Origin of the sequence: Candidatus Phyllobacterium onerii, from assembly GCF_028331445.1 — a bacterium.
GTDB lineage: Bacteria > Pseudomonadota > Alphaproteobacteria > Rhizobiales > Rhizobiaceae > Phyllobacterium > Phyllobacterium onerii.
Genome location: NZ_JAQMHX010000001.1, coordinates 464,991 through 488,159 on the forward strand (window position 1 = coordinate 464,991; position 23,169 = coordinate 488,159).

Consider the following 23,169-nt stretch of genomic DNA (forward strand, 5'->3'; position numbering starts at 1 on the left):
GGGCACTTGGCCGTGTCCGCCATCCCATCTTTTGCCCGTGCGGTGTTTGTCGGAAAGGGCATCTGATGCGCTTTACCAAGCTCCGCCTGCTCGGCTTCAAATCGTTCGTAGAACCCGCAGAATTCGTCATTGAGAGCGGCTTGACCGGCGTCGTCGGTCCCAATGGCTGTGGTAAGTCCAATCTCGTTGAAGCGCTGCGCTGGGTGATGGGCGAAAGTTCGTACAAGAACATGCGCGCCTCCGGCATGGACGATGTAATCTTTTCCGGATCGGGGACACGGCCATCACGCAATACGGCGGAAGTCACGCTCTTCCTCGACAATCAGGATCGCAGTGCGCCGTCCGCATTCAATAACGCGGACGAGCTTCAGGTTTCGAGGCGCATCGAGCGCGAGGCCGGCTCGGTTTATCGCATCAACGGCAAGGATGCGCGCGCCAAGGATGTACAATTGCTTTTTGCCGATCAATCGACAGGCGCACGTTCGCCTTCGATGGTTGGTCAGGGCCGTATCGGTGAGCTTATCCAGGCGAAACCGCAGGCACGCCGGGCCTTGCTGGAAGAGGCCGCAGGGATCTCCGGCCTGCATACCCGTCGCCATGAGGCTGAACTGCGTCTACGGGCAGCGGAACAGAACCTTGAGCGGCTCGAGGATGTCGTCGGTGAGCTTGAAACGCAGATCGAAAGCCTCAAGCGGCAGTCGCGTCAGGCAAATCGCTTTAAAAGCCTGTCCGCCGATATACGCCGGTCGGAAGCCATTCTTCTGCATCTGAAATGGTCCGTTGCCAAAGCGCAGGAAGGCGAGGCGCAATCGGCGCTCTCGGTGGCAACAGTTGGCGTCGGCGATCAGGCACAAAAGCAGATGAACGCCGCCAAGGAACAGGCGATCGGCGCACATAAATTGCCCGATTTGCGTGAAGCGGAAGCCAAGGCGGCCGCGATATTGCAGCGTCTGACCATCGCGCGTTCGCAGCTCAATGAGGAAGCCGAGCGAATGCGGGCGCGCCAGAACGAATTGGAAAAGCGCCTCGTTCAATTCACTGCCGATATTGCTCGCGAAGAGCAGATGGTGCGCGATAACGCCGATGTGCTGGCACGTCTCGACACGGAGGAGCGGTCACTCAACGAAGAAAATGCCAATGCTGGCGAGCGCGAGATCGAAACGCGTGCAGAATTCGAGCGCGCGGACGCCAAGCTGAAAGAGAGCGAAACAGCACTGGCCAAGGTTACCGCCGAGCGCGCGGAAGCGTCGGCCGAACGTGCGCAAGTCGAGCGGAACTTGCGCGAGAGTGCCGAGCGGCGCGAGCGCCTCATGCGTCAGATGAGCGATGTGGAGCGCGACTTGTCTGCAGTCACAGCCCAAATCGGCGCGCTGGCCGATCCTGTTGAAAAACAAGGTCTGGTGGAAATCGCCGAAGCCGCACTCGATCAGGCCGAAGAATCTGCGCTCATCGCTGAAGCGGCGGTGGAAACCGCGCGCCGGCGGGAGACGGAACTTCGCCAGCCGCTGCAGGAAGCGCGCAGCAACCTGGGCCGCATAGAGACAGAAGCGAATACGCTCGCCAAGATGATCAACCTTGGCGGGTCGGACCTTTTTCCCGCGGTCGTGGAGTCGCTGAAAGTCGAGAAGGGTTATGAAGTCGCTCTTGGCGCTGCATTGGGTGAGGATCTTGACGCACCTACGGACAAAAGCGCTCCGGTCTTCTGGGGCGAGGTAGACGGTTCGGGGGACCCGGCATTGCCGGAAGGTCTTCAATCCCTGGCAGAATTTGTCCGGGCTCCGCGCCAACTGGCGCGGTGTCTCGCCCAGATCGGCATTGTCTCCGAGGCAGACGGGGCGCGGCTACAGTCCGCGTTGAAGCCGGGTCAGCGGCTGGTCAGCCGCGATGGCGCGTTGTGGCGCTGGGATGGCTATACGGCGAGCGCCGATGCACCAACGCCGGCTGCACAACGCCTTGCCCAGAAGAACCGTTTGGCGGAACTCGATCTTGAAGTGGTCGAGGCAACGAAAATCCTGCGTGCTGCGGAAGCCGGAATAGTCGCGGCCGAAGGAGCCGTGCGGCAATCCGTCGAGGTGGAGCGAACTGCACGTGATCAATGGCGCGGCATGCAGCGTTCCGTCACCGATGCACGCGAAGCCTTGGCCGCCGCCGAACGCGCCGCGGGGCAATTGTCCAGCCGTCGCGCCGCTCTTGAAGAGGGCAGGGCGCGCCTTGCCGAAAACCTGGAGGAAACCCAGGAGCAATTCCTGGAGGCGGAAACCCGGCTGTCGGGTGCTGCCGACCTTGATGAAGTCAATATCCGGCTCGCCAATTTGACGAGCGAAGTCACGCTTGATCGCGCCGCGCTGGCGGAAGCCCGCGCGATTCATGATGGTCTGCGCCGCGAAGCCGAAAATCGTATGCGTCGCCTCGAAGCGATTGGTCACGAACGCAAGAGCTGGGTCAACCGCGCCGATAATGCCGACCGCCAGATCACGTCACTTTCCGAACGCCGTCTGGAAGCGGAATGCGAGGCGGAAAATCTTGCCGACGCGCCCGACGAACTTGCCGAGCGCAATCGGATATTGCTTTCGCAATTGTCCGAGGCAGAGGCTTTGCGCAAGGACGCAGCCGACAAGCTTGCCATTGCGGAAAACAGGCAACGGGAACTGGACCAGCTTGCAACCGATGCCATTCAAGCTCTGGCCACAGCGCGCGAAGGCAGGGCGCGCGCCGAGGAACGGCTCGCTGCCGCGCAAGAACGCCGCAAGGATGCCGAAACCCGCATTGCCGAGGCGCTGAATTGCGCACCGCATGAGGTGATGAAGCTGACCGGACTTGGCCCTGATGATCCGCTGCCGGATGTAGATGCAACGGAGCGCAATCTGGAACGTCTCAAGATCGAGCGCGAACGTCTCGGGGCGGTCAACCTGCGCGCGGAGGAAGAACAAGACGAGCTTTCCGCGCGGCTTGAGACGATCATCAGCGAGCGCGAGGATATCATCGAGGCGGTCAAGAAACTGCGCCAGGCGATCCAGAGTTTGAACCGGGAGGGACGTGAACGGCTGCTGGCCGCGTTCGAAGTGGTCAACGTCCAGTTTCAACGCCTGTTCACACACCTCTTTGGTGGCGGCACCGCAGAGCTGCAATTGATCGAGTCCGACGATCCGCTGGAAGCGGGCCTTGAGATACTTGCTCGCCCGCCCGGCAAGAAGCCGCAGACGATGACGCTCCTGTCGGGCGGTGAACAGGCGTTGACCGCGATGGCTTTGATCTTCGCGGTGTTCCTCACAAATCCCGCACCGATCTGTGTCCTCGACGAAGTGGATGCGCCGCTCGATGATCATAATGTCGAGCGTTTCTGCAATCTGATGGACGAAATGGCTGCTTCCACCGATACGCGGTTTGTCGTCATTACCCACAATCCCATCACCATGGCCCGGATGAATCGTCTCTTCGGCGTCACCATGGCCGAACAGGGCGTGAGCCAGCTGGTCTCCGTCGATCTTCAGACGGCAGAGCAGCTGCGTGAGGCAAGCTGATCGATCGTAAATGACGAAGGATTTCAAAGCTTAATGCGGATTTACTCTGCTAATCGATTTGAATGCTGCGATGCAGCATTTTTTAATGGTGCTTGACGAATTGATCGCGTAGACCTCTCCTGTGTTTCAGCGGCAAGGGAGGCTGCAATGGTGAAATGGGTCTATACATTCGGTGACGGCAAGGCGGAAGGATCCGCCGGTGACCGCAATCTGTTAGGTGGAAAAGGCGCAAATCTTGCCGAGATGTGCGCACTCGGTTTGCCGGTTCCACCGGGATTCACCATCACGACAGATGTTTGCAGCTGGTACTATGACAATGGCCGCAAATATCCGGACACGCTCGAAACGAATATAAAAAAGTCCCTCTCCCACATTGCTGAGATAACAGGCCGCAATTTTGGCGACATGGAAAAGCCGTTGCTGGTCTCCGTGCGCTCAGGAGCGCGGGCGTCCATGCCAGGCATGATGGATACAGTGCTCAACCTTGGCCTCAACGACGGGACGGTCGAGGCGATTGCCCGCGAGACCGGCGATGAGCGGTTTGCCTATGACAGCTACCGCCGCTTCATCCAGATGTATTCCGACGTCGTCATGGGCCTCGATCATTCGGTTTTCGAGGAGATTCTTGAAGACACCAAGGCCAATCTCGGCCATGAGGTCGATACGGCCCTGACAGCCGACGACTGGAAAAACGTCATTGCGTTGTACAAGGCGAAGATTGAAGAAGAACTCGATGAGCCTTTCCCGCAGGATCCGGAAAAACAGCTGTGGGGCGCGATCAGCGCTGTATTTTCCAGCTGGATGAACGCCCGCGCGATTACCTACCGGCGGCTTCACAACATTCCGGAGAGCTGGGGCACGGCTGTTAGTGTCCAGGCGATGGTGTTCGGCAATATGGGCGATCGCTCGGCGACCGGGGTTGCCTTCACCCGCAATCCATCCACCGGCGAAAAGAAACTCTACGGCGAGTTCCTGGTCAACGCGCAAGGCGAAGACGTCGTTGCCGGTATTCGCACGCCCCAGAACATCACCGAAGACGCACGTATTGCTGCGGGGTCCGACAAGCCCTCGCTGGAGAAGATAATGCCGGCGGCCTTTGCCGAATTTTGTGCAGTGTCGGAACGGCTCGAGAAGCATTACACCGACATGCAGGATCTCGAATTCACCATCGAGAACGGCAAACTGTGGATGCTGCAGACGCGATCCGGCAAGCGTACCGCCAAGGCAGCATTGAAGATTGCAGTGGAGATGGCAGAAGAAGGTCTGATTTCTCGCGAGGAAGCGGTTCTGCGCATCGATCCAGCTTCGCTTGATCAACTGCTACACCCGACCATCGATCCGGGTGCAGAGCGCAACATAATCGGAACAGGCCTTCCGGCATCTCCGGGCGCTGCCACTGGCGAAATCGTCTTCTCGTCGGAAGACGCTGAGCAGCTGAAGGCCGAGGGGCGCAAAGCTATTCTGGTGCGGATCGAGACCAGTCCGGAAGACATCCACGGGATGCATGCCTCAGAGGCCATCCTGACCACGCGGGGCGGCATGACCAGCCACGCGGCGGTCGTCGCACGCGGCATGGGTAAACCCTGCGTATCAGGTGCAGGTTCGCTGCGCGTCGACTATCGCAACGAAACGCTGCTCGCGATGGGAGTCGTTTTGAAGAAGGGCGATGTCATCACCATCGATGGCGGCACCGGTCAGGTGCTGAAGGGCGCAGTACCGATGCGACAGCCGGAACTTTCCGGGGATTTCGGCAGGATCATGGAATGGGCTGACAAGACGCGGCGCATGAAAGTGCGCGCCAACGCGGAAACACCTGTCGATGCTCGCACGGCTCGCTCATTTGGCGCTGAAGGTATTGGACTGTGCCGCACCGAGCATATGTTTTTCGAAGGCGAACGCATCGTCGCCATGCGTGAAATGATCCTGGCCGATAACGAGAAAGGCCGCCGTGCCGCGCTCGACAAATTATTGCCGATGCAACGGTCCGATTTCGTGGAATTGTTTGAAATAATGCATGGTCTGCCGGTCACAATTCGCCTGCTGGACCCGCCGCTGCATGAATTCCTGCCGAAAACCGAGGAAGAAATCGCAGAAGTCGCTGCTGCCATGAATGTTGACGCCGACAAGCTGCGCGAACGAACCGATAGCCTGCATGAAACCAACCCGATGCTTGGCCATCGCGGCTGCCGTCTTGCCATCTCCTATCCGGAAATCGCGGAAATGCAGGCGCGGGCGATTTTCGAGGCTGCTGTGGAAGCGGCGAAATCGACAGGCGCGCCTGTCGAACCGGAAATCATGGTGCCGCTCGTTGGGTTGCGCGCCGAACTCGATTTCGTCAAGGCGCGAATAGATGCGGTTGCGGCCGACGTGATGAAAGAGGCTGACATCAAGATCAACTATCTGGTCGGAACAATGATCGAGCTGCCGCGTGCCGCCATCCGTGCCCACTCGATTGCCGAAGTTGCCGAGTTTTTCTCGTTCGGCACCAACGACTTGACCCAGACGACATTCGGCATCTCGCGCGATGACGCCTCATCCTTCCTGATGAGCTATCAGGTGAAGGGAATCATCGAGCAGGATCCGTTCGTAACGATCGACATTGACGGCGTTGGTGAATTGGTACGGATCGGCGCCGACAAGGGCAGGGCCGCGCGGCCGGGAATCAAGCTCGGCATATGCGGCGAACATGGCGGCGATCCCGCATCCATCCACTTTTGCGAAGAGGTGGGGCTCGACTATGTTTCCTGTTCGCCATTCCGCGTTCCGATCGCCCGGCTTGCGGCAGCGCAGGCGTCGGCAAAGGCGAAGAATGCCTAGGTCCTGACCTAAACAACGTCTGCCATAAATATGCTTGGTTTCGCGCGCCTTGTCCGCGCGAAACTACTCAATCCATGGCGAAAATCGTGCGCTCAACGTCTGCAATCATCACTGCAATTGCTCTCTGCGCCTCCGTCGTCACGGCAGGTGCCAAGGAACATCCCCACTTCATAGAACCCAAGCTTTTCATCACCAAAGGCGGCGATGCAACGCCGCAGGTCGCCTTGACGCTGGATGCCTGTTCCGGCCAGACAGATCTGCGCATCCTCAATGCGTTGGTTGAAAATCATATTCCGGCGACAATCTTTGTCACCGGCCGCTGGCTCAAGCACAATGCCGCTTCAGTGGCGATCATGAAAGCGCATCCGGAGCTGTTTGAACTTGAAAATCACGGACTGAACCACGTTCCGGCGATCGACAACCAACCCAAGATGTTCGGCCTGAAGACGGCAGGATCTCTGCCTGCTATCCGCACGGAGATTGAAGGCGGTGCGAATGCGATGATTGCAGCAACACTGACGAAGCCGGCCTGGTATCGCGACGCAACGGCTCGCTACAGCGACGATGCGATAACACTCGCCCATCAGATGGGGTATCGGGTGGCCGGATATTCCCTGAACGCCGACATGGGTGCCTCGTTACTGGCTGGTCAGGTTGAGAAGCGTATAGTAGCCGCCAAGGATGGCGACGTGATCATCGCCCATGTGAACCAGCCGACGCGAGCAGCAGGAGAGGGAGTCGTCAAAGGCATTCTTGCCCTGAAACAAAAAGGCTTCCATTTTACACGTCTTGAGGACGTGCAGGAGAGCGAGCAGCCCCTGCGACCAGGCGTCTAACCATCGTTGATATTTATACGACTATCGAAATATCTATACTTTGGGACAATTGACAGGCTTGTCCGTATTGTGTTCGTTGCGGAACGCTCATTGAGCGACACCTTGGGAGGGGTTCATCCGCATGAAGATATAGAAATTCATATGATTTTTGCGGATACATCCGCGCAGTTCATTTTTAGCGAACCATTTTTAAAAGACAGAACCACACCAGAGCTGGATCAAATATTTGATGCGCAATTGTGCCGACGCGGCCAGCCGCGCAACGACGCCGCACGTTCGGACGTAGCTACGCATCTCATTGATTTTCCGTCGAAATGTCTGGTTTTGCCTCACCTTATTTGAGGAGGAATTATCTTGAACCGCATTCAAATTTCTATTCTGAGCTTGATGTTGTTGCCGGGTCTCGCGGGTTGCAACAATTCAAAGACAGACACAGCACAATCAGGCGGCAGTACATTTGCCGGTCTGCCCGGACCCAAGGGTGAGCCTGGCGACAAGGGTGCGATCGGAGACAAAGGTGAAGCCGGCGGCAATGGCGAGGCCGGCGACAACGGAGACAAGGGGGAAGTTGGCGATAAGGGTCTGGCCGGCGACAAGGGTGCGGTCGGTGACAAGGGCGCCGTCGGGGACAAAGGTCTTGCAGGTGACAAAGGTGTGGCCGGTGAAAAAGGATCTACTGGCGAGCCCGTCACAGAAAAGGTCGAGCCGGTCAAGGACGGCACCATCACATCAAAGCCGGGCGGTTTCGATGTGCAACTGAAGAAGGATGTGCTCGAGGTTCGTGCAGTGACCGCCAACGCGTTTCGGGTTCATTATTTGCCGGATGGAAAGGGCACAGAGAAAACTCGGGTGATCGACCCTTCCTTTAAATCCGATGCCACCTACGAGGTGAAGGACTCAGCCCTTACGACGGGCAAGGACCTTGTTTTGGGACAATACACCGCCCGCTGGAATCCTTCAGACGCAACCGTCTCGGTTCTCGACGCCAAAAGCGCGAAGCTGATGACGATCGATATCGACGCGCTCAAGATCGGCAAGGTCAACGTAGAGCATAATGCAAATGATCGTCTTTACGGTATTAATGGCAGCGCCGAGTATGAAAAACCTGTTGCCCTCTTCCGCAACTGGGAAGAAGGTCTGAACTCCGGCGCGCAGGGTCACGCGGGTGCACCCTTTGTCTGGAGCACGGCAGGATATGGAGTTCTTGTCGACACGATGGGTTCTGCCAGCAGGAAAATCGATCTGCGCGACAACAAGAACATCGTATTCGCTGACACCTCAAAGAGCGATGTCGATGCCTATTTGCTCCTGGGCAGGCCGCCCGAGTTATTCGGTGCACTTGCGAAGATAAGCGGACGTTCACCGCTATTTCCAAAATGGGCCATGGGCTTCACCAACAGCCAATGGGGCGCAAACGATCAATGGGATGGATACAAGTATGACAAAGGTCTGACCGAAGACAAACTCCGTGCAATCATTCAGCGATATCACGATGAAGACATACCGCTCGACGCATTCACATTTGACCTGGACTGGATGTACTGGGCCAGAGCCGACATTCCCTATAGCCAGTTCAAATGGAACTTAACAAAATTTCCGGGTATGGCGGCGAGCGTTGCGGATGAAAAGAAGCTGAAGCCGTGGCTTGACGAGAAGGGTATCAAATTGACGGCTATCCTGAAGCCCCGTATCCCGGTCGAATCGCAGGAAGGTAAATTTGCAGAGAGCAATAATTTCTGGATGCCCTATACAACAAACCAACCGGATTACTTCTTAAACACCACCCAGATGCGGCACCTGAATTTTGCCAAGCCCGAGGTCACGGCATGGTATTTTGACCATCTTAAAGGTGCGCTCGATTCCGGTATTTCGGGCTGGTGGAACGATGAGTTCGATTCGAGTGAAGCCACCGACGACGGTAATGAAACCGAAGGTTTCGATATGCAACGCGCGGTCTACGAATGGCAGCGCAGCTACGCACCCAAACAACGCGTGTGGTCGATCAATCGTAACTTCTATCTGGGCGCTCAACGCTACGCTTATGGGCTCTGGTCGGGCGATATCGATAACGGTTTTGGTGTCATGGCCGAGCAGCGCAAGAAAATGCTGAGTGCGATCAACGCAGGCGCCATGCAATGGACCATGGATACGGGCGGATTTCGCAATGGCCACGGAACCGCGCCGGAGGGCAAGACCGGAAACGAGGATTATGCCCGCTGGATGCAGTTCGCCATTTTCACTCCGATCTTCCGCGTCCACGCCGACAACGGCAATCAGCGTCAGCCTTGGTATTATATCCCAAACAAGCCGAATACGAACGTGCCTCAAGATATGAAGGATACCGCAATTTTCGAGGCAATCAGGCTGCGCTACAAGCTCATTCCCTATATCTACAGCTACGAACATCAGCGCAACAAGACCGGCGTCGGCATTGTCCGTCCATTGATATTCGATTGGCCGGAAGACAAGAGCGTTGAAAGCAATGTCGACAGCTGGCTGTTCGGCGATTGGCTGCTGGCTTCTCCGGTGGTGGAGCAAGGACAGCGGAGCAAGGATATCTACCTTCCTGCGGGGAACTGGACCGAGTGGAATTCAGGTCAGGCGAAGCAGGGTAGCAAGATCACCAGCTTCAATACTGTTGGATGGGAACACAATTTCCCGCTGTTCATCCGCCAAGGCGCAATTATACCGATGATGCACGAAGACGTGCAATATGTGGGACAACTGCCGCTCAAAGAACTGAACGTGGAAGTGTTCCCGGACACAAAGCGCACCTCGTTCGAGTATTACGATGATGACGGCAAAAGCTACAACTACGAGACGGGTGAATATTTTCTGCAAGAATTGTCGGTGCAAAGGACTGATAAAACGGTTTTATTCGAAACGGCTGCTCCAGAGGGTAGTTTCACGCCAGACCTCCAACATTATATTGTGAAGATTCACGGCCCTCATGCCACGAATGTCGAAGTGAATGGCGCGAAGCTCAATCAGGTTGCAAACCCTGCTGCACTGACTGGTGAAAGCTGGTATTCGGGACAGGACGAGGCGCATGGCGGTATAGACGTGACCTACGTTCGGATAAAAGCCCAGGAAAAGCAAGGCGTTACGCTGACCACCAAGTGAAAAAGACATGAAGGGGTAGTTTCTGACTGCCCCTTCATGGCTTGACGAACTGAAAATTATTGGGCCCGCAGCCCGTTCTTCGAAACGAAAGCCTCGGTGTCGGCCAGAGCCAGTTCGAAGCGATTGAAAAGTTCGTTCAGTTCATCCTCGGTGATGATCATTGGCGGGCAGAACGCGATCGTATCGCCAAGTGCACGAAGTATGGCGCCATGGCCCTCCAGGAACTTCGCAAGATTTGAACCAACGCCGTGCGCCGGATCGAAGGACCGTTTCGTGGCCTTGTCAGCAACCATCTCCACCGCCCCAACAAGTCCGCAAGAGCGAACCTCGCCAACGAGTGGATGATCTTTGACCTTGGCAAGGCGAGCTTCAAAGGTCGGAGTCAAGCCGCGAACATACTCGACAATATTCCGGCGCTGGTAAATTTCGATTGCCTTCACGCCAAGCGCGCACCCGACCGGATGCCCGCCATAAGTGAAACCATGGCCAAAACTGCCGAGCTGGGCGCTGTGGTCGACATAGGCCTGGTAGACGTCCTCGGGAACGAGCACGGCACCGAGCGGCGCATAGGCTGCGGTCAACTGCTTGGCGACGGATATGGTCGTCGGTGTCATGCCGACGCTCTGGCTGCCCCACCAGTTGCCGGTACGGCCGAAACCGTTGATCACTTCGTCGGCGATGATCAGAATATCATGCTCGCGCAAGATCGGTTCGATGGCGGCGAAGTAGCCGGACGGCGGAATAATGACGCCGCCAGCACCCATGATCGGCTCGGCGATAAAGGCGGCAATCGTTTCCGGCCCTTCGCGTTCGATCATATCTTTCAAGGACTTGGCAAGACGAGCCACAAACTCGACCTCGCTTTCGCCCTCGAGGCTGAAACGGTAGTGATGCGGGCAATCCGTATGCAGCACGCGGTCCACGGGCAAGTCCCAACCCTTGTGGTTGCCGGGCAGGCCGGTCAGCGACGCGGCCATGACCGTGACGCCATGATAGGCCTTGACGCGAGAGATGATCTTCTTCTTTTCCGGCCGGCCGAGGGCATTGTTATAGTACCAGGCAAGCTTGACCTGCGTGTCGTTTGCCTCGGAACCGGACGATGTATAGAACACCTTCGAGATTGGTACGGGCGCGATTTCCTTAAGCTTTTCAGCAAGTTCGATAGCTGGCTCCATACCCTTGCCACCGAAGAGATGGTAATAGGGCAGGGTGCGCATCTGCTCATTGGCAGCCTCGATCATCTCTTCGTCGCCGAAGCCAAGACCCGCACACCACAGGCCCGACATGCCCTCGATATATGCCTTGCCTTGCGTGTCGTAGAGGTAGACGCCTTTGCCATGCCCCATGACCAGCGGTCCGGTTTCTGCAAGTTTGTGGAGGGGAGTATAGGGGTGCAAGATCGCGTTGATATCGCGCTGCTGGACATTGGTAAGGGGATGGCCATTCGCCATTTGGTAACTCCGGCTTTGAAAGATTTGTGACCTTAGCCAGACTCGTTTGAAAGTGCAAAGCGGGGCGTCAAGAAAGCTGCCTGCAACCTCGCTAACCAAAATGTCAACGCAGGGTGCAGAAAAGCATTCCGGAATCGACTATCCTTGCATAGGAATCGCCAGGTCTTGTGTCGTTTTCGCGTATTGTTGCGCAAAAACCCTGCCGGGTTACGTTGGCGCCGCTTTAAGTCCGAAAACGCTTGAGGAGAGCGGCGAATTCCATCCCGAGTTTGCTCTGCGGTGCGGTCTCGGGCTGATCCGTGGTCACGGTCAAACTTGTTCCGTCGTTGCCGAGCATCACGAATACCGTCTGGTCGGTCGTACCGTCCGACACGGAGATGGCAGCGATCCGCTGCTGGTCGCTGTTTTCCGGCGCCCTGATATTGAAGACCACTTCGCCGTTGACAAGATCGGCTGCCTTCTGCAGCGCACCCTCAAAGCCGTCGGCGACTATATCCTGGGCACCGAGCGCAAGTTCGATTTCCACAACTTCAAGCGAAACCGCTTGGCCAGCCTCAGGCATATTGTCCGACCTCGTTATCTTCATGTTTGAAATGCGGTTTGCGTTCCGCCCTCTGCTTTCCCGAAACGATTGTCCAAATCAGGACGGTGATCATGTCAGTACTGTGACACCCGATCCACTCATAAAGTGTAAACGGCTTAAATGCAGGTGGGGGTTGAACGTAATTCCATCCCGGAGTTGTCATCCAGATTTCATGCTCACTCTATATGTGACCGGCAGAGACAAGCATTTTGCAGACTGCACACTTTAATATTTCGTCCAAAATAATTCATAAAATCAATAATTTAGTTAAGGAAAAGATTTCAATGGAACGTCGCGATTTTATCAAGATGCTGGGTCTTGCCGGCACCAGCGCTAGTGCCTATGCCGCCTGCTCGTCCTATATGCGTGAGGCATTGGCGCAATCCACCACCATCGATGATTTGTTGAATACAGCTGCGCATTGTCAGGGCGGCTCGCTCGATGATGTGGAGCATGTGATCTTCCTCATGCAGGAAAACCGCTCATTCGATCATTATTACGGCACTTTGCGCGGGGTGCGTGGCTTTGGCGACCCGCGGCCTTTGCGGTTGAAGAATGGCGATTCCGTGTTCAACCAGCCAAGAGCACCGCTCCTTTCGTCATTGAGCTATTGGCTCAACAGCACGAACTGGATGAGTTACACCAAAAACTGGCCGAAGGACATCAAGCCGTTCCTCAAGACGGAGATCCTTCCGATGTTTCCGACGGTAGCGCCAACGGTGACACCGTTGATCAATAAGATACCCCAGGAATTTATCGAGCGTGTGCTGCGAAGCGACTGGGACAGCCTTCTGCCACCGGAGATGGCCGGCAAGACCATTCCGGAGCTACTGGAGGAATTGAAGGCTGGCATGCTTGCGGTGAAGTCCGAGGATATTGACGAGAACTTTGCCGAGCTGGTGAAGGGCGTTGTTCTTTCGCTGCTGGATAACGCAATAGTAAAAGACATAGCTGCAGCAACGATGCCTGGCGGCGCGTTCGATCCGGCAACGATCAAACCGTTTCTTTCCGCTGTGGATGCTCGATCGATTGTCGGAATGCTGTTGCCCATGATTGCCAGTCTCATCGATATCGCCACCTTGAAGAAAAGCTGGCCGGCTGCGGTCGCTGTGTTGCCGTCGCTCGAGAAGGGCCTGCCAAATCTGGCGGAACTCTTCTACTGGTTGCAGGGACTGTCGACGCAGTTCGCGGCGTCACCGTTTGTTGGCACGTTGCCGCAGGACGCCCAATCGCTACCCCCCGAAATTGCCAAATTTATTCCCAAGGACATCAAGGCCCGGTATCCAAAGCTCGTTGCCTCGCTTCAAGGCAAGGGTCACATCAAACCGTTCCAGGTGCAGCGCGGTACCGATTCCGCCGGTGAGTACAAATCGTTCGGACTTGCACATACCTATGATGATCAGCGTGATGCCATCAATCATGGCTGGAATGATCAATGGATGCTGGCAAAGGGCGAGGATACGATGGCGCATTTTGATGTCGCCAAGGATCTCTCTTTCTATAACAAGCTAATCAACGCCTTCACTATTTGTGACAATTACCATTGTTCCACCCATACGGGGACAGATCCCAACCGCGCCCATTTTTGGACCGGAACCGCCGCGGGAAAAACAAACAACAGCTTTTTTACCGGCGGGGTCGGCCCGCGGCCCGACTGGAAAACCTATCCCGAACGATTGCAGGAACTCGGTGTCGATTGGAAAATCTACCAGAACATGCTTTCTAGCGACGGATTCTTTAACAATGGTGACGACACAACCTTAAGAGCTTTCAAAAAATACATGGATCCCGAAACGGATCTTTTCAAGGGTGCACTCAGTGCCAACACCGTGTTGCGCGAGCAACCGGACGTCGTTTCGGTTTTCGAAAGGGACGTTGCCGCCGGCACCTTGCCTCCAATTTCCTGGATCAGCGCTCCCGACGCGTTCTGTGAACACCCCGGCGGTATCTCGCCGCACTTTGGTGAATACTACGTCAATGAAATACTCAAAGTGCTGGCTGCCCATCCGGAAGTGTGGAAGAAGACCGTCTTCATCATCAATTACGATGAAAATGACGGTTTCTTCGATCATGTGCCGCCGCCGTTGCCGCCGTTGCCTGCAGCAAAGGATGCTGGCAAGGTATCCGATGGCATTGTCATTTCCACGTCGTCTGATGAGAATGATTTCAACACGGAGCATGCATGGGTGCTAACGCAGGACTTTGCCACAACGAAGTATGTACGCCATCCAGCGCTCCCCAAAGACCAACTGACCATGGGTCTCGGCTGCCGAGTGCCTTGCCTTATCATATCGCCATGGACCGTCGGCGGGCGTGTCTGCTCCGAGCTATTCGACCATACCTCGACATTGCGCTTTCTGGATACCTGGCTTGCGGCAAGGAAGAAGCATAACGAAGGGACGATATTCCCGAATATTTCATCCTGGCGTAAAGCCATTTGCGGTGACATGACCAGCGCCTTCGATTTTACCCGCAAGCTCGACACTGTCGCCAGCGAGGGCAAGACCAAGATCGATGCGGCAATTGCGGCGGCAAAGTCGGTTCCGGCGTATCGGACCAAGGCCGATCAAGCGGCCCTGATGAAGGCTCTGCCAACGTATAAGGGGAAGGGAACCGATATCGCCGCCGACCTGGCCAAGGAAACGCGTCTGAAACAGGACCGCACGCAGGTGGAGCTTCTGCCGCTTGGCTATGATTTCAATGTGTTTGGCTCCGTCGTCGAAAAAGCTGGCAAGCCCGACAAGCTGCAGCTTTCGTTCAGGAACCGGGGCACGATCGGCGTTGCGCTCAATGTCTATTCCTATGTGAAAGCGGACGAGGATCGGGGCGCCTGGTTCTATGCGCTGACCAAGGCTGGCAAGGATGGCAAGCCTGTGGAAGTCGTTGACGCATATGACCTCATCGCACGCGGCGGCAAATATGAATTCGCCGTGCATGCACCGAATGGCTATCTGAGTGAATTCCGGGGCGATACGAACCGGACGGAGCAGCGGCTTCCGGAGGTGATCGATATACACTCGACTGACGGCGGCAAGACGGTCGAATTTGTGTTCGATAAGTGGCCGACAGCCAATGTCGGCATAAAGGCAGTCTCTGCCTATACCGGGCAGATAACCTATTTAAGTAGCGGCGCAATCAAACTTGCTTTGCCAACCGAGAATGGTTGGTACGATGTCTCTTTTATCGACAGTGACAACGCTATCGTGGCGTCAGCGGAAACAACCACCGGCTATCTGCGGCGCTATGCCGGGCATCTGGAAAACGGCAAGCTCAGCAAGACCGACCCGGCCATCGGCATCCCATACGATGTGACAAAGCGGATTTACGATTGGGCCGGTGCTTAGCTCGAATCCGAGTGCGTTCAAATATTGATTTTTAGAATTTCAAATCTTTTACCTGGAGTATTCATTTTGAAAAAGAATCTATTTCTAGCATTTCCGTTGATCCTGCTTTCCGCATGTAATGGATCGGATTCGAATTCGGACAAGATTGCCAAATCGACTTTCGATGCGGTGACGGCAGAGCTCGAGCAGGCAAACAAAGCCAAAGATGAGCTGACCAAGAAAAATCAGGAACTTGCTGGGCAACTCAGTACCGCCAATGTGACCATTGCCGGACTTACCAGCGAACGCGAGGCCAGTTTGAAGAAAATCGCAGATCTGAACACCAGCATCGAAGCTGAAAAGCAAAATTATCTGACTTTGAAGACAGATTATGATGCGCTGCAGATAAAACACCAGAATGCGCTAAGCACCGGCAAGATCGGACCTGACGGCAAGACCGGGTTTGAAGGCGAACTCGAGGCGAAGGCGGTGGCACTGAAAATTTCCGAGGACAATCTGATCAAGATGGCATCGGAGCGCGACGCTGCAATCTTCGATCGTGACCGGTTAAACGCGGCGCTGGCAAAGCTCGTCGAAAAGGTTTGCCAATAAGGTTTGCCGCAGGTCAGGCCGCGCTTGTTTGGTGCTGCCTTGGCCCTTTCACTCCCAATATCCTTTGTCGTTCAAAAAATTTCAGGTAGCCATTATGGATAGACGCGATTTCATCAAGATGCTGGGCCTTGCCGGCACCAGTGCCGCCGCCTACACCGCTTGCTCGGCCTATATGCAGGAGGCGCTGGCACAATCCACAACGATCGAGGAGTTGCTGACCAGTGCTGCCGACTGCCCGGGCGGTTCGCTCAAAGATATCGAGCATGTGGTGATCCTGATGCAGGAGAACCGCTCGTTTGATCACTATTTCGGTACGCTGCGCGGGGTGCGCGGCTTTGGCGATCCGAGGCCGTTGCGGCTTCGGAACGGCAATCCGGTCTGGGAACAATCGGATGGCGCAAGACCTTACCGCCTGCCCAAGACGCAGACCCATGAATCGGGCATCGACGGGGAAACGATCCCCGCCGATAGCGCGGGAAGTGTCTTCCTCGAGGATCCGGCGCATGATTATGGCACCGGCCTTGATGCCTGGAACGGCGGTTTGATGGATAAGTGGAAGGAAAAAAAGGGGTACGTGGCCCTTTCTCACTACACCGAGCAGGACATCCCCCTGTTTTTCAAACTCGCGCGAAGCTTCACTTTGTGCGACGCCTATTTCTGCTCGCATAATGGAGCCACCGACCCTAACCGGAGCTTCATGTTTACTGGTACCTGCATGGGCAAGACGGCTAATAGTTATTTCAGTGGCGCCAAGGACCCCGATTGGGTTGACTGGACATCCTATCCTGAGAAGCTCAAGGAACTCGGAATCGAGTGGAAATTCTATCAGGACGGTTTGACTTGGACGAACGATGCTTTTGCCGGAAATTATGGCGACAACACGCTTGAATATTTCAAACGATATCGCTTCGACAAGACGAAATCACCTTCAGAACAAAATCCGATCTACGAGAAGAACCAAAGCGTCAATTCGGTGCTGCGAACGGATGCAAATGCGCTGTCGCGGTTCGAACAGGACATCCTCGACAATAAACTGCCAGAGGTGTCCTGGATCGTAGCTCCGGAGGCGTTTACCGAACATCCGAAATATCCCCCGCATTTCGGCGAGTATTATATCAATGAAATATTGCGCGCCTTCGCGGCCAACAAGAAGGTCTGGCACAAGACGCTTTTCCTGATCAATTATGATGAGAATGGCGGGTTTTTCGACCATGTTCTGCCACCCACGCCGCCTTTTGGACAGCAGTCATGGCATGACATCGCCGGGCATCACATTAACGCCAAAAGGCACTGTCAATTCTGAAACGTCGATCCAGCGCGCCGATCCGATAGGGATGGGTTCGCGCGTACCAATGCTGGTCATCTCGCCGTGGAGTGCAGGTGGCCGAGTCAATTCGGAGACTTTCGACCATACATCTGTCATTCGCTTCCTCGAAAAATGGCTGATTGCCCGGGGCAAGCAAGCCGCGGACACGCCCGTCTTTGCCAATATTTCCTCCTGGCGACGGGCCATAGCCGGCGATCTGACCAGCACGTTCGATTTCAGCCGGACGCGGACCGAAGGACTCGACAAACTCATTGCCCCGGGTGAAAAAGCGACGATCCTTACTGATGCCAACCGAACAAGCGCAAGGGCGGTGGCTGATAGTGCCTATTTCATACCGGGGATTGCCGACGTCAAGGCCGACGCCCATGCGGGCAAGCCGATCGGCACCAAACAGGATAGAACACGCTGCGAAATCCTCCCCATTGGCTATGATTTTCAGGTCTATTTCCGCTTCGGCACGCACAGTGACGGCAAGAAGCGCGTCGAATGGGTGATCCGCAATAGAGGGCCGCTCGGAGCGGCATTTTATGTCACCCCCTATTCGAGGACGGACGCGCCATCCTGGTATTACAGCGTCGAGGGCTTGAAGCCGGGCGGAAAGCCCATCGAAGTCACGGACTACGCCCAGATTGCAAATGGCGTCTACGAGCATGCCATTCACGGCCCCAACGGCTATCTGTTCGAGTTTTCCGGCAATTCGCTGGACGCGCAGCAAACCCAGCTTCCGAACATCATTGAGATGAAATCGGCGGATGACGGCAAGAAGCTGCAGATCGTCTTTGAGAAATGGCAAACGGTGAGCAGTAAGCTGAAACTGATCGATGCCTATTCGGGTACCGAACAGGCGATCGACAAGGCGAAGGAAGTCAACGGAACGACGACAGTCGAGATCGCGACAAAGGATGGCTGGTACGATGTTGCCGTTGTCGATGGCGTCAACGCCAACAATTTTCTGCGCCGCTATGCCGGGCATCTGGAAAACGGCAAGATCGGCAAGAGCGATCCGGCCATCGGCCTGGAATATGATGCGAAGAGACGGGCCTATATCGGTATGGTGGCGTAGGAAGTTCGGAACGACTGCAGGTGTGTGGTGCGCTTGTCGAGCCACATACCGCCGCCGGAAGTTCAAATGCTTGTCTCGGCGTGAAATTGCGATTAGCTGTGGCGCAGTCACCAGCAATCAGGAATCTCATGCGACCGCATATTCGACGCCGCCGATCGATTTCCGCCAGATGGTCGGTACGCATTGCGTTTCTTGGCCTCATTCTGTTTGTTCTTTCGGGGCTTGGCCATCGGTTCGAACGTATAGAAACGCCGGAGTTTCTCTGGCTGCTCGCCATTGTTGCTGGCCTCGCACTGCTGGCGTTGTTACTCAGTCTCAAGGGTTTCACCAGTGTCTGGCGCCGGGGCGATATGGGCTTTCCCAGTGCCTTTTGGGGTATGGTAATCGCGTTCGTGGTGCTGGCGCCCTTTGTCACGACGCTCTATCAGGCGTTGATGCTGCCGAGGATCTACGACGTTTCGACCGACATCACCGATCCGCCCGAACTGTTTGCGGTAGGGCAAAGGACCGAGCGTATGAATCCCGTCGTGAATGACGAGGACAGCCGCGCGCTTCAATCCAGCGCCTACCCGCAGGTGACAGGCCGCCGCTATGATGGCTCGCCTGATCGCATTCTGACCGCAATCAACAAGGTCATTGCCGCCAATGGCTGGACGGTTGTTGCCCAAAAAGGCGAGCCGGGCGTTGATGAGGAAATCCTGCTCGAAGTGGTGGCGCGCACCTTTTTGCTCGGTTTCACCAGCGATGCGGTTATCCGCCTTTCCGATGAGGGCGAGACCACCTATGTCGATATGCGCTCGGTCTCCCGCTACGGCATCCACGATCTGGGCGAGAATGCCGACCGCATCACGGCATTCATGACCGCGCTCGACGCGGAAGTGCAGAGCGCCCAGCCAGAAGAGGAAACGACCGAACCGGCGCAGTAGGTTGCTTCACCGCTGCGCTTATCTCCCCCCGCAACGGGGGAGATAAGCGGCATCGACTGCTGTTACTGGGTACTTGACGCCCAATAAACGCCATCGATCGCCGGGCTGCCCTCGGTCTGCACGAGGCCGCGCGCGACCATATCCTCAAGATGCGCCAGTACCGACAGCGCCGCGGCGCCGTGCAAGCGCGGATCGGTCTCGCGATAGATCACCGTGACCATGGCGGGAATGGTCCGGTCGCCCGCTTTCACCCGTTCCAGAATTGCGCGTTCGCGCATTTTCCTGTGCGCTTTCAGGCCGCGCATGAAAGTTTTCGGCTTGGTAACCGGGCCGCCGTGACCAGGAAAGTACACCTTGTCGTGGCGCTCCAGCAGGCGGTCGAGCGACGCCATATAGTCGGACATCGAGCCATCCGGCGGCGCGACGATGGAGGTTGCCCAAGCCATGACGTGATCTGCGGAAAACAGGATGTCCGTACCTTCGAGCGCGAAGACGATGTGATTGGCCGTGTGCCCGGGGGTATGGATGCTTCGAAGCGCCCAGCCATCGCCTTCGATGATGGAATCGTCTGGTGCCATGATGTCCGGCATGAACTCCGTGTCGCCGCTCGCATCGAGAAAGTTGATCTCTCCCGTGTGCAACGGGCGGGAGGGGCGGTGCGGCCCTTCTGCCACCAGAATCGCGCCGAGTTCAGCCTTCAACACGCTTGCCAGGGGCGAATGATCGCGGTGGGTGTGGCTGACAAAAATATGGCTGACCGGGCGCCCGGCTATGGCACGCAGGAGCGTCGTCTTGTGCGCTTCGTCAATGGGACCTGGATCGATCAGCGCCAGCGTATCTTTGCCGATCAGGTAGGAGTTCGTGCCGTGAAAGGTAAAGGGGCTCGGATTGTTGACGGTAATACGCTGTATATTCGGCGCAACATCGATGGCTTCGCCATAATGCGGCGCAAATACCTTGTCGAAAACGAGGTTCATTGATCGGGATTTACCTTTTGTGCGGCTTTCGACGTATTGCAGTGCGGCATGATCCTCAATATACATTTTTCATGAAATGGTGAAAGCTAGAGGCGTGAATTTGTAGGGTTCACGACCTTCCGGAGGATAAGAACATGATTGCTGCCCAAACTCGTTCTCTTGCCGAGACGTTCCAGCCGGAAGGCCAGCTCGCCAAAGCCGTGTGGTTTGTTTCGCTCGCCCTCGTCGGCACTGCGTTGATGACGCTTGCCGCCAAGACCAAGGTCGACATGGTCTTTGTCAACGTGACAATGCAGACGTTTGCGGTGTTCGCGATATCGGCGGCTTATGGTTCGCGGCTTGCCGTTGCGACGATGGCGCTTTACCTGCTCGAGGGTGCGCTCGGCATGCCGGTATTCACCGGAACACCGGAAAAGGGCATCGGGCTTGCCTATATGGTAGGCCCGACAGGCGGCTATCTCCTGTCCTATATCGCTGCCGCCTGGATCGTTGGCCGCGCTGCCGACAACGGTTTTACCCGCAATCCGATCGTCCTTGGCCTCGCCATGCTGGCCGCCGAGGTGGTTATCCTCGGCCTGGGCTTCCTGTGGATGGCCTATCTCTTCGGCTTCGAAAAGGCGCTCGCCTACGGCGTTGGTGTTTTCATCGTCGGCGATATGCTGAAGCTTGCATTGGCTGCAGCGGTTGTTCCGGCGGTTGGGTCTTTGCTCAAGCGCCGGTGATACCTACAAAAGCGCCGGCGAAAACCGGCGCTTCATTTATAGTCCGCCGTTTTTTTACTATGTATTTTTGATAATTATTGCTTTTGGCTGGTGTCATATTGGACGTCTTGGGGACTGTTTATAATGAGCAGAAAAAGCTCACGGCGACTTGGCTAAACGGTTTATCCGTTGCCTCGTGTGCCGTGGGCGGTTTGGCACCCCTTACCTCAAGCATCTATAACGCAAGTGGGCCAAGTGCTTTAATCGGCCTCGGCACAGCTATTTGTATTATGTTTGCGACTGCATTACATTTGTATGCGAGACGAACGTTGAAAGGGTTAAAACCGTGACATTGGAACAGTTTATGCTCTTCATGATTATGCCGGTTGGCGGGCTGCTCATGGTAGCCTTTGTAATGTTCGTCACACGCGATGAACGTCGCGACGACAAGCCGAAGCATTCCAAGTAACACCATTCCCTCAATGCCAGACTATCCCCGCAATCTGATTGGCTATGGCCGCAATCCGCCTGATCCGAAATGGCCGGGTGGCGCAAAGCTCGCTGTGCAATTCGTCGTCAACTACGAAGAGGGTGCAGAGAGCTCGATCCTCGACAATGATCCGGCATCCGAATGCCTGCTGTCGGAGATAGTGGGGGCGCAACCATGGCCGGGCCAGCGCAATCTCAACATGGAATCGATCTATGAATATGGGTCACGCGCCGGTTTCTGGCGGCTGTGGCGCATGTTCACGCGCCGCAATCTGCCGGTAACGGTTTATGGCGTGACACTCGCCATGGCGCGCAATCCGGAAGCAGTCGCTGCCATGAGAGAGGCTGATTGGGAGATAGCCAGCCATGGCCTGCGCTGGCTTGAATACAAGGATTTCCCCGAAGAGCTCGAGCGCCAGCATATCCACGAGGCTGTACGCTTGCACACGGAGATCGCCGGCTCGCGGCCGCTCGGGATCTATCAGGGCAAGCCCTCCGACAATACACTGAAGATTGTCATGGAGGAGGGCGGGTTCGTCTATTCCGCGGATAGCTACGCCGACGAATTGCCTTACTGGGTGCAAGGTCCGAAGGGACCACACCTGATCGTGCCTTATACACTCGACGCCAACGACATGCGCTTTGCGACGCCGCAGGGGTTCAACTCCGGCGATCAGTTCTTCACTTACCTGAAAGATACGTTCGATTGCCTGCTTCGCGAGGGCAAGGACGGCGCGCCGAAGATGATGTCGGTGGGGTTGCATTGCCGGTTGGTGGGGCGCCCGGGACGAGCGGCGGCGCTGGAGCGGTTTCTCGATTACATCCAGCACCACGAGGATGTGTGGATCACACGCCGCATCGATATTGCAAGGCACTGGCATGAAAATCACAGGTCTTGATGTCCGACCACTAACCAAGCCAGCGTTTGCGCGGTTCGGCGATGTGATCGAGACGCAAGGCGCTGAATTGCGCCTTATCAATGGTGGCACGACAGAGCGCTATCACGATCTCGCCAATGTCGACGTGACGGGCGAAGGCGCGCGGGTGCTGGTCAATATCTTCCGGGGCAAGCCGTTTGCGCTGCCTGTCGATATCAGCATGTTGGAACGTCATCCACTTGGCAGCCAGGCATTCATACCGCTGCAGAACCGGCCATTTCTGATCGTGGTGGCTGAAGACGACGGCGGTAAGCCGGGAATGCCTGTCGCCTTTCTGTGCCAGGGCAATCAGGGCGTCAACTATGCCCGCAACGCCTGGCATCACCCACTGATCTCACTGGAAGAAACGTCGGATTTTCTCGTCGTCGATTATGGTGGCGAGGGCAATAATCTTGAGGAGTTCTTCTTTGACGATGTGGTCTACAGGATTGAAAAGCTTGCCGTTTGAGTGAGCTGGCAAGTTGTTTCCCCTTGACGGGTGC

Annotated in this window: 16 protein-coding genes; 13 read left to right on the forward strand and 3 right to left on the reverse strand. The window is 56.1% G+C overall.

Annotation, left to right across the window (positions count from 1 at the left end):
• Nucleotides 1-65 precede the first annotated feature (65 nt).
• The 5 genes from smc (at nucleotide 66) to PHA01_RS02300 (ending at nucleotide 10,297) form a co-directional block, all read left to right on the forward strand.
• Nucleotides 66-3,521: a chromosome segregation protein SMC gene (gene smc / locus PHA01_RS02280; protein ID WP_271893077.1), complete on the forward strand. Its 3,456-nt coding sequence runs from the start codon at nucleotides 66-68 to the stop codon at nucleotides 3,519-3,521.
• Nucleotides 3,522-3,668: 147 nt separating this feature from the next.
• Nucleotides 3,669-6,338 (forward strand): pyruvate, phosphate dikinase, encoded by a 2,670-nt coding sequence (ppdK, locus tag PHA01_RS02285; RefSeq protein ID WP_271893078.1) that lies wholly within the window; start codon nucleotides 3,669-3,671, stop codon nucleotides 6,336-6,338.
• A gap of 83 nt (nucleotides 6,339-6,421) precedes the next feature.
• On the forward strand, nucleotides 6,422-7,174 hold the full coding sequence (locus PHA01_RS02290) for a polysaccharide deacetylase family protein (RefSeq protein ID WP_417020912.1): 753 nt from the start codon (nucleotides 6,422-6,424) through the stop codon (nucleotides 7,172-7,174).
• Nucleotides 7,175-7,264: 90 nt separating this feature from the next.
• A complete protein-coding gene (locus PHA01_RS02295; protein ID WP_271893080.1) occupies nucleotides 7,265-7,516 on the forward strand; it encodes a hypothetical protein in 252 nt (83 codons plus the stop codon).
• A 12-nt stretch (nucleotides 7,517-7,528) separates the two neighbouring features.
• A complete protein-coding gene (locus PHA01_RS02300; protein ID WP_271893082.1) occupies nucleotides 7,529-10,297 on the forward strand; it encodes a TIM-barrel domain-containing protein in 2,769 nt (922 codons plus the stop codon).
• Nucleotides 10,298-10,353: 56 nt separating this feature from the next.
• Here the strand turns inward: PHA01_RS02300 and PHA01_RS02305 are convergent, their stop codons facing one another.
• Entirely contained in the window at nucleotides 10,354-11,748 is a 1,395-nt protein-coding gene (locus PHA01_RS02305; RefSeq protein WP_271893083.1) for an aminotransferase, read from the reverse strand.
• Between the two features lie 223 nt (nucleotides 11,749-11,971).
• Complete coding sequence (locus tag PHA01_RS02310; RefSeq protein ID WP_271893084.1) at nucleotides 11,972-12,334, reverse strand: hypothetical protein; 363 nt, start codon at nucleotides 12,332-12,334, stop codon at nucleotides 11,972-11,974.
• Nucleotides 12,335-12,615: 281 nt separating this feature from the next.
• Here PHA01_RS02310 and PHA01_RS02315 point away from each other — a divergent pair, with 281 nt between their 5' ends.
• The 5 genes from PHA01_RS02315 to PHA01_RS02335 all read left to right on the forward strand — a co-directional run bounded on the left by PHA01_RS02315 (nucleotide 12,616) and on the right by PHA01_RS02335 (nucleotide 19,582).
• On the forward strand, nucleotides 12,616-15,675 hold the full coding sequence (locus tag PHA01_RS02315; protein WP_271893086.1) for an alkaline phosphatase family protein: 3,060 nt from the start codon (nucleotides 12,616-12,618) through the stop codon (nucleotides 15,673-15,675).
• 66 nt (nucleotides 15,676-15,741) lie between these two features.
• Nucleotides 15,742-16,266: a hypothetical protein gene (locus PHA01_RS02320; RefSeq protein WP_271893087.1), complete on the forward strand. Its 525-nt coding sequence runs from the start codon at nucleotides 15,742-15,744 to the stop codon at nucleotides 16,264-16,266.
• A gap of 94 nt (nucleotides 16,267-16,360) precedes the next feature.
• Nucleotides 16,361-17,569, forward strand: coding sequence for an alkaline phosphatase family protein (locus PHA01_RS02325; RefSeq protein ID WP_271893088.1), 1,209 nt, complete (start codon nucleotides 16,361-16,363; stop codon nucleotides 17,567-17,569).
• On the forward strand, nucleotides 17,520-18,656 hold the full coding sequence (locus PHA01_RS02330) for a phospholipase domain-containing protein (protein ID WP_271893089.1): 1,137 nt from the start codon (nucleotides 17,520-17,522) through the stop codon (nucleotides 18,654-18,656). The genes PHA01_RS02325 and PHA01_RS02330 overlap by 50 nt, the downstream gene beginning before the upstream one ends.
• A 128-nt stretch (nucleotides 18,657-18,784) precedes the next feature.
• Nucleotides 18,785-19,582 carry a DUF1499 domain-containing protein gene (locus PHA01_RS02335; protein WP_271893090.1) on the forward strand — a complete coding sequence of 266 codons (798 nt, stop codon included), beginning with the start codon at nucleotides 18,785-18,787 and terminating at the stop codon, nucleotides 19,580-19,582.
• Nucleotides 19,583-19,644: 62 nt separating this feature from the next.
• Here PHA01_RS02335 and PHA01_RS02340 read toward each other — a convergent pair whose 3' ends face one another.
• Nucleotides 19,645-20,559 (reverse strand): MBL fold metallo-hydrolase, encoded by a 915-nt coding sequence (locus PHA01_RS02340; RefSeq protein WP_271893092.1) that lies wholly within the window; start codon nucleotides 20,557-20,559, stop codon nucleotides 19,645-19,647.
• A gap of 134 nt (nucleotides 20,560-20,693) precedes the next feature.
• On the opposite strand from PHA01_RS02340, the gene PHA01_RS02345 reads away from it, so the two are divergent.
• The 3 genes from PHA01_RS02345 (at nucleotide 20,694) to PHA01_RS02355 (ending at nucleotide 23,135) form a co-directional block, all read left to right on the forward strand.
• Entirely contained in the window at nucleotides 20,694-21,281 is a 588-nt protein-coding gene (locus PHA01_RS02345; RefSeq protein WP_271893093.1) for a biotin transporter BioY, read from the forward strand.
• A 461-nt stretch (nucleotides 21,282-21,742) separates the two neighbouring features.
• Complete coding sequence (gene puuE, locus PHA01_RS02350; RefSeq protein WP_271893095.1) at nucleotides 21,743-22,648, forward strand: allantoinase PuuE; 906 nt, start codon at nucleotides 21,743-21,745, stop codon at nucleotides 22,646-22,648.
• On the forward strand, nucleotides 22,629-23,135 hold the full coding sequence (locus tag PHA01_RS02355; RefSeq protein WP_271893097.1) for an ureidoglycolate lyase: 507 nt from the start codon (nucleotides 22,629-22,631) through the stop codon (nucleotides 23,133-23,135). The genes puuE and PHA01_RS02355 overlap by 20 nt, the downstream gene beginning before the upstream one ends.
• The last annotated feature ends 34 nt before the right edge of the window (nucleotides 23,136-23,169 follow it).

Bases quoted from the DNA above. Each gene is read 5' to 3' on its own strand.
- smc (WP_271893077.1), top strand. From the start codon at position 66: ATGCGCTTTACCAAGCTCCGCCTGCTCGGCTTCAAATCGTTCGTAGAA.
- ppdK (WP_271893078.1), top strand. From the start codon at position 3,669: ATGGTGAAATGGGTCTATACATTCGGTGACGGCAAGGCGGAAGGATCC.
- PHA01_RS02305 (WP_271893083.1), bottom strand. From the start codon at position 11,748: ATGGCGAATGGCCATCCCCTTACCAATGTCCAGCAGCGCGATATCAAC.
- PHA01_RS02310 (WP_271893084.1), bottom strand. From the start codon at position 12,334: ATGAAGATAACGAGGTCGGACAATATGCCTGAGGCTGGCCAAGCGGTT.
- PHA01_RS02315 (WP_271893086.1), top strand. From the start codon at position 12,616: ATGGAACGTCGCGATTTTATCAAGATGCTGGGTCTTGCCGGCACCAGC.
- PHA01_RS02325 (WP_271893088.1), top strand. From the start codon at position 16,361: ATGGATAGACGCGATTTCATCAAGATGCTGGGCCTTGCCGGCACCAGT.
- PHA01_RS02330 (WP_271893089.1), top strand. From the start codon at position 17,520: ATGACATCGCCGGGCATCACATTAACGCCAAAAGGCACTGTCAATTCT.
- PHA01_RS02335 (WP_271893090.1), top strand. From the start codon at position 18,785: ATGCGACCGCATATTCGACGCCGCCGATCGATTTCCGCCAGATGGTCG.
- PHA01_RS02340 (WP_271893092.1), bottom strand. From the start codon at position 20,559: ATGAACCTCGTTTTCGACAAGGTATTTGCGCCGCATTATGGCGAAGCC.
- PHA01_RS02345 (WP_271893093.1), top strand. From the start codon at position 20,694: ATGATTGCTGCCCAAACTCGTTCTCTTGCCGAGACGTTCCAGCCGGAA.
- puuE (WP_271893095.1), top strand. From the start codon at position 21,743: ATGCCAGACTATCCCCGCAATCTGATTGGCTATGGCCGCAATCCGCCT.
- PHA01_RS02355 (WP_271893097.1), top strand. From the start codon at position 22,629: ATGAAAATCACAGGTCTTGATGTCCGACCACTAACCAAGCCAGCGTTT.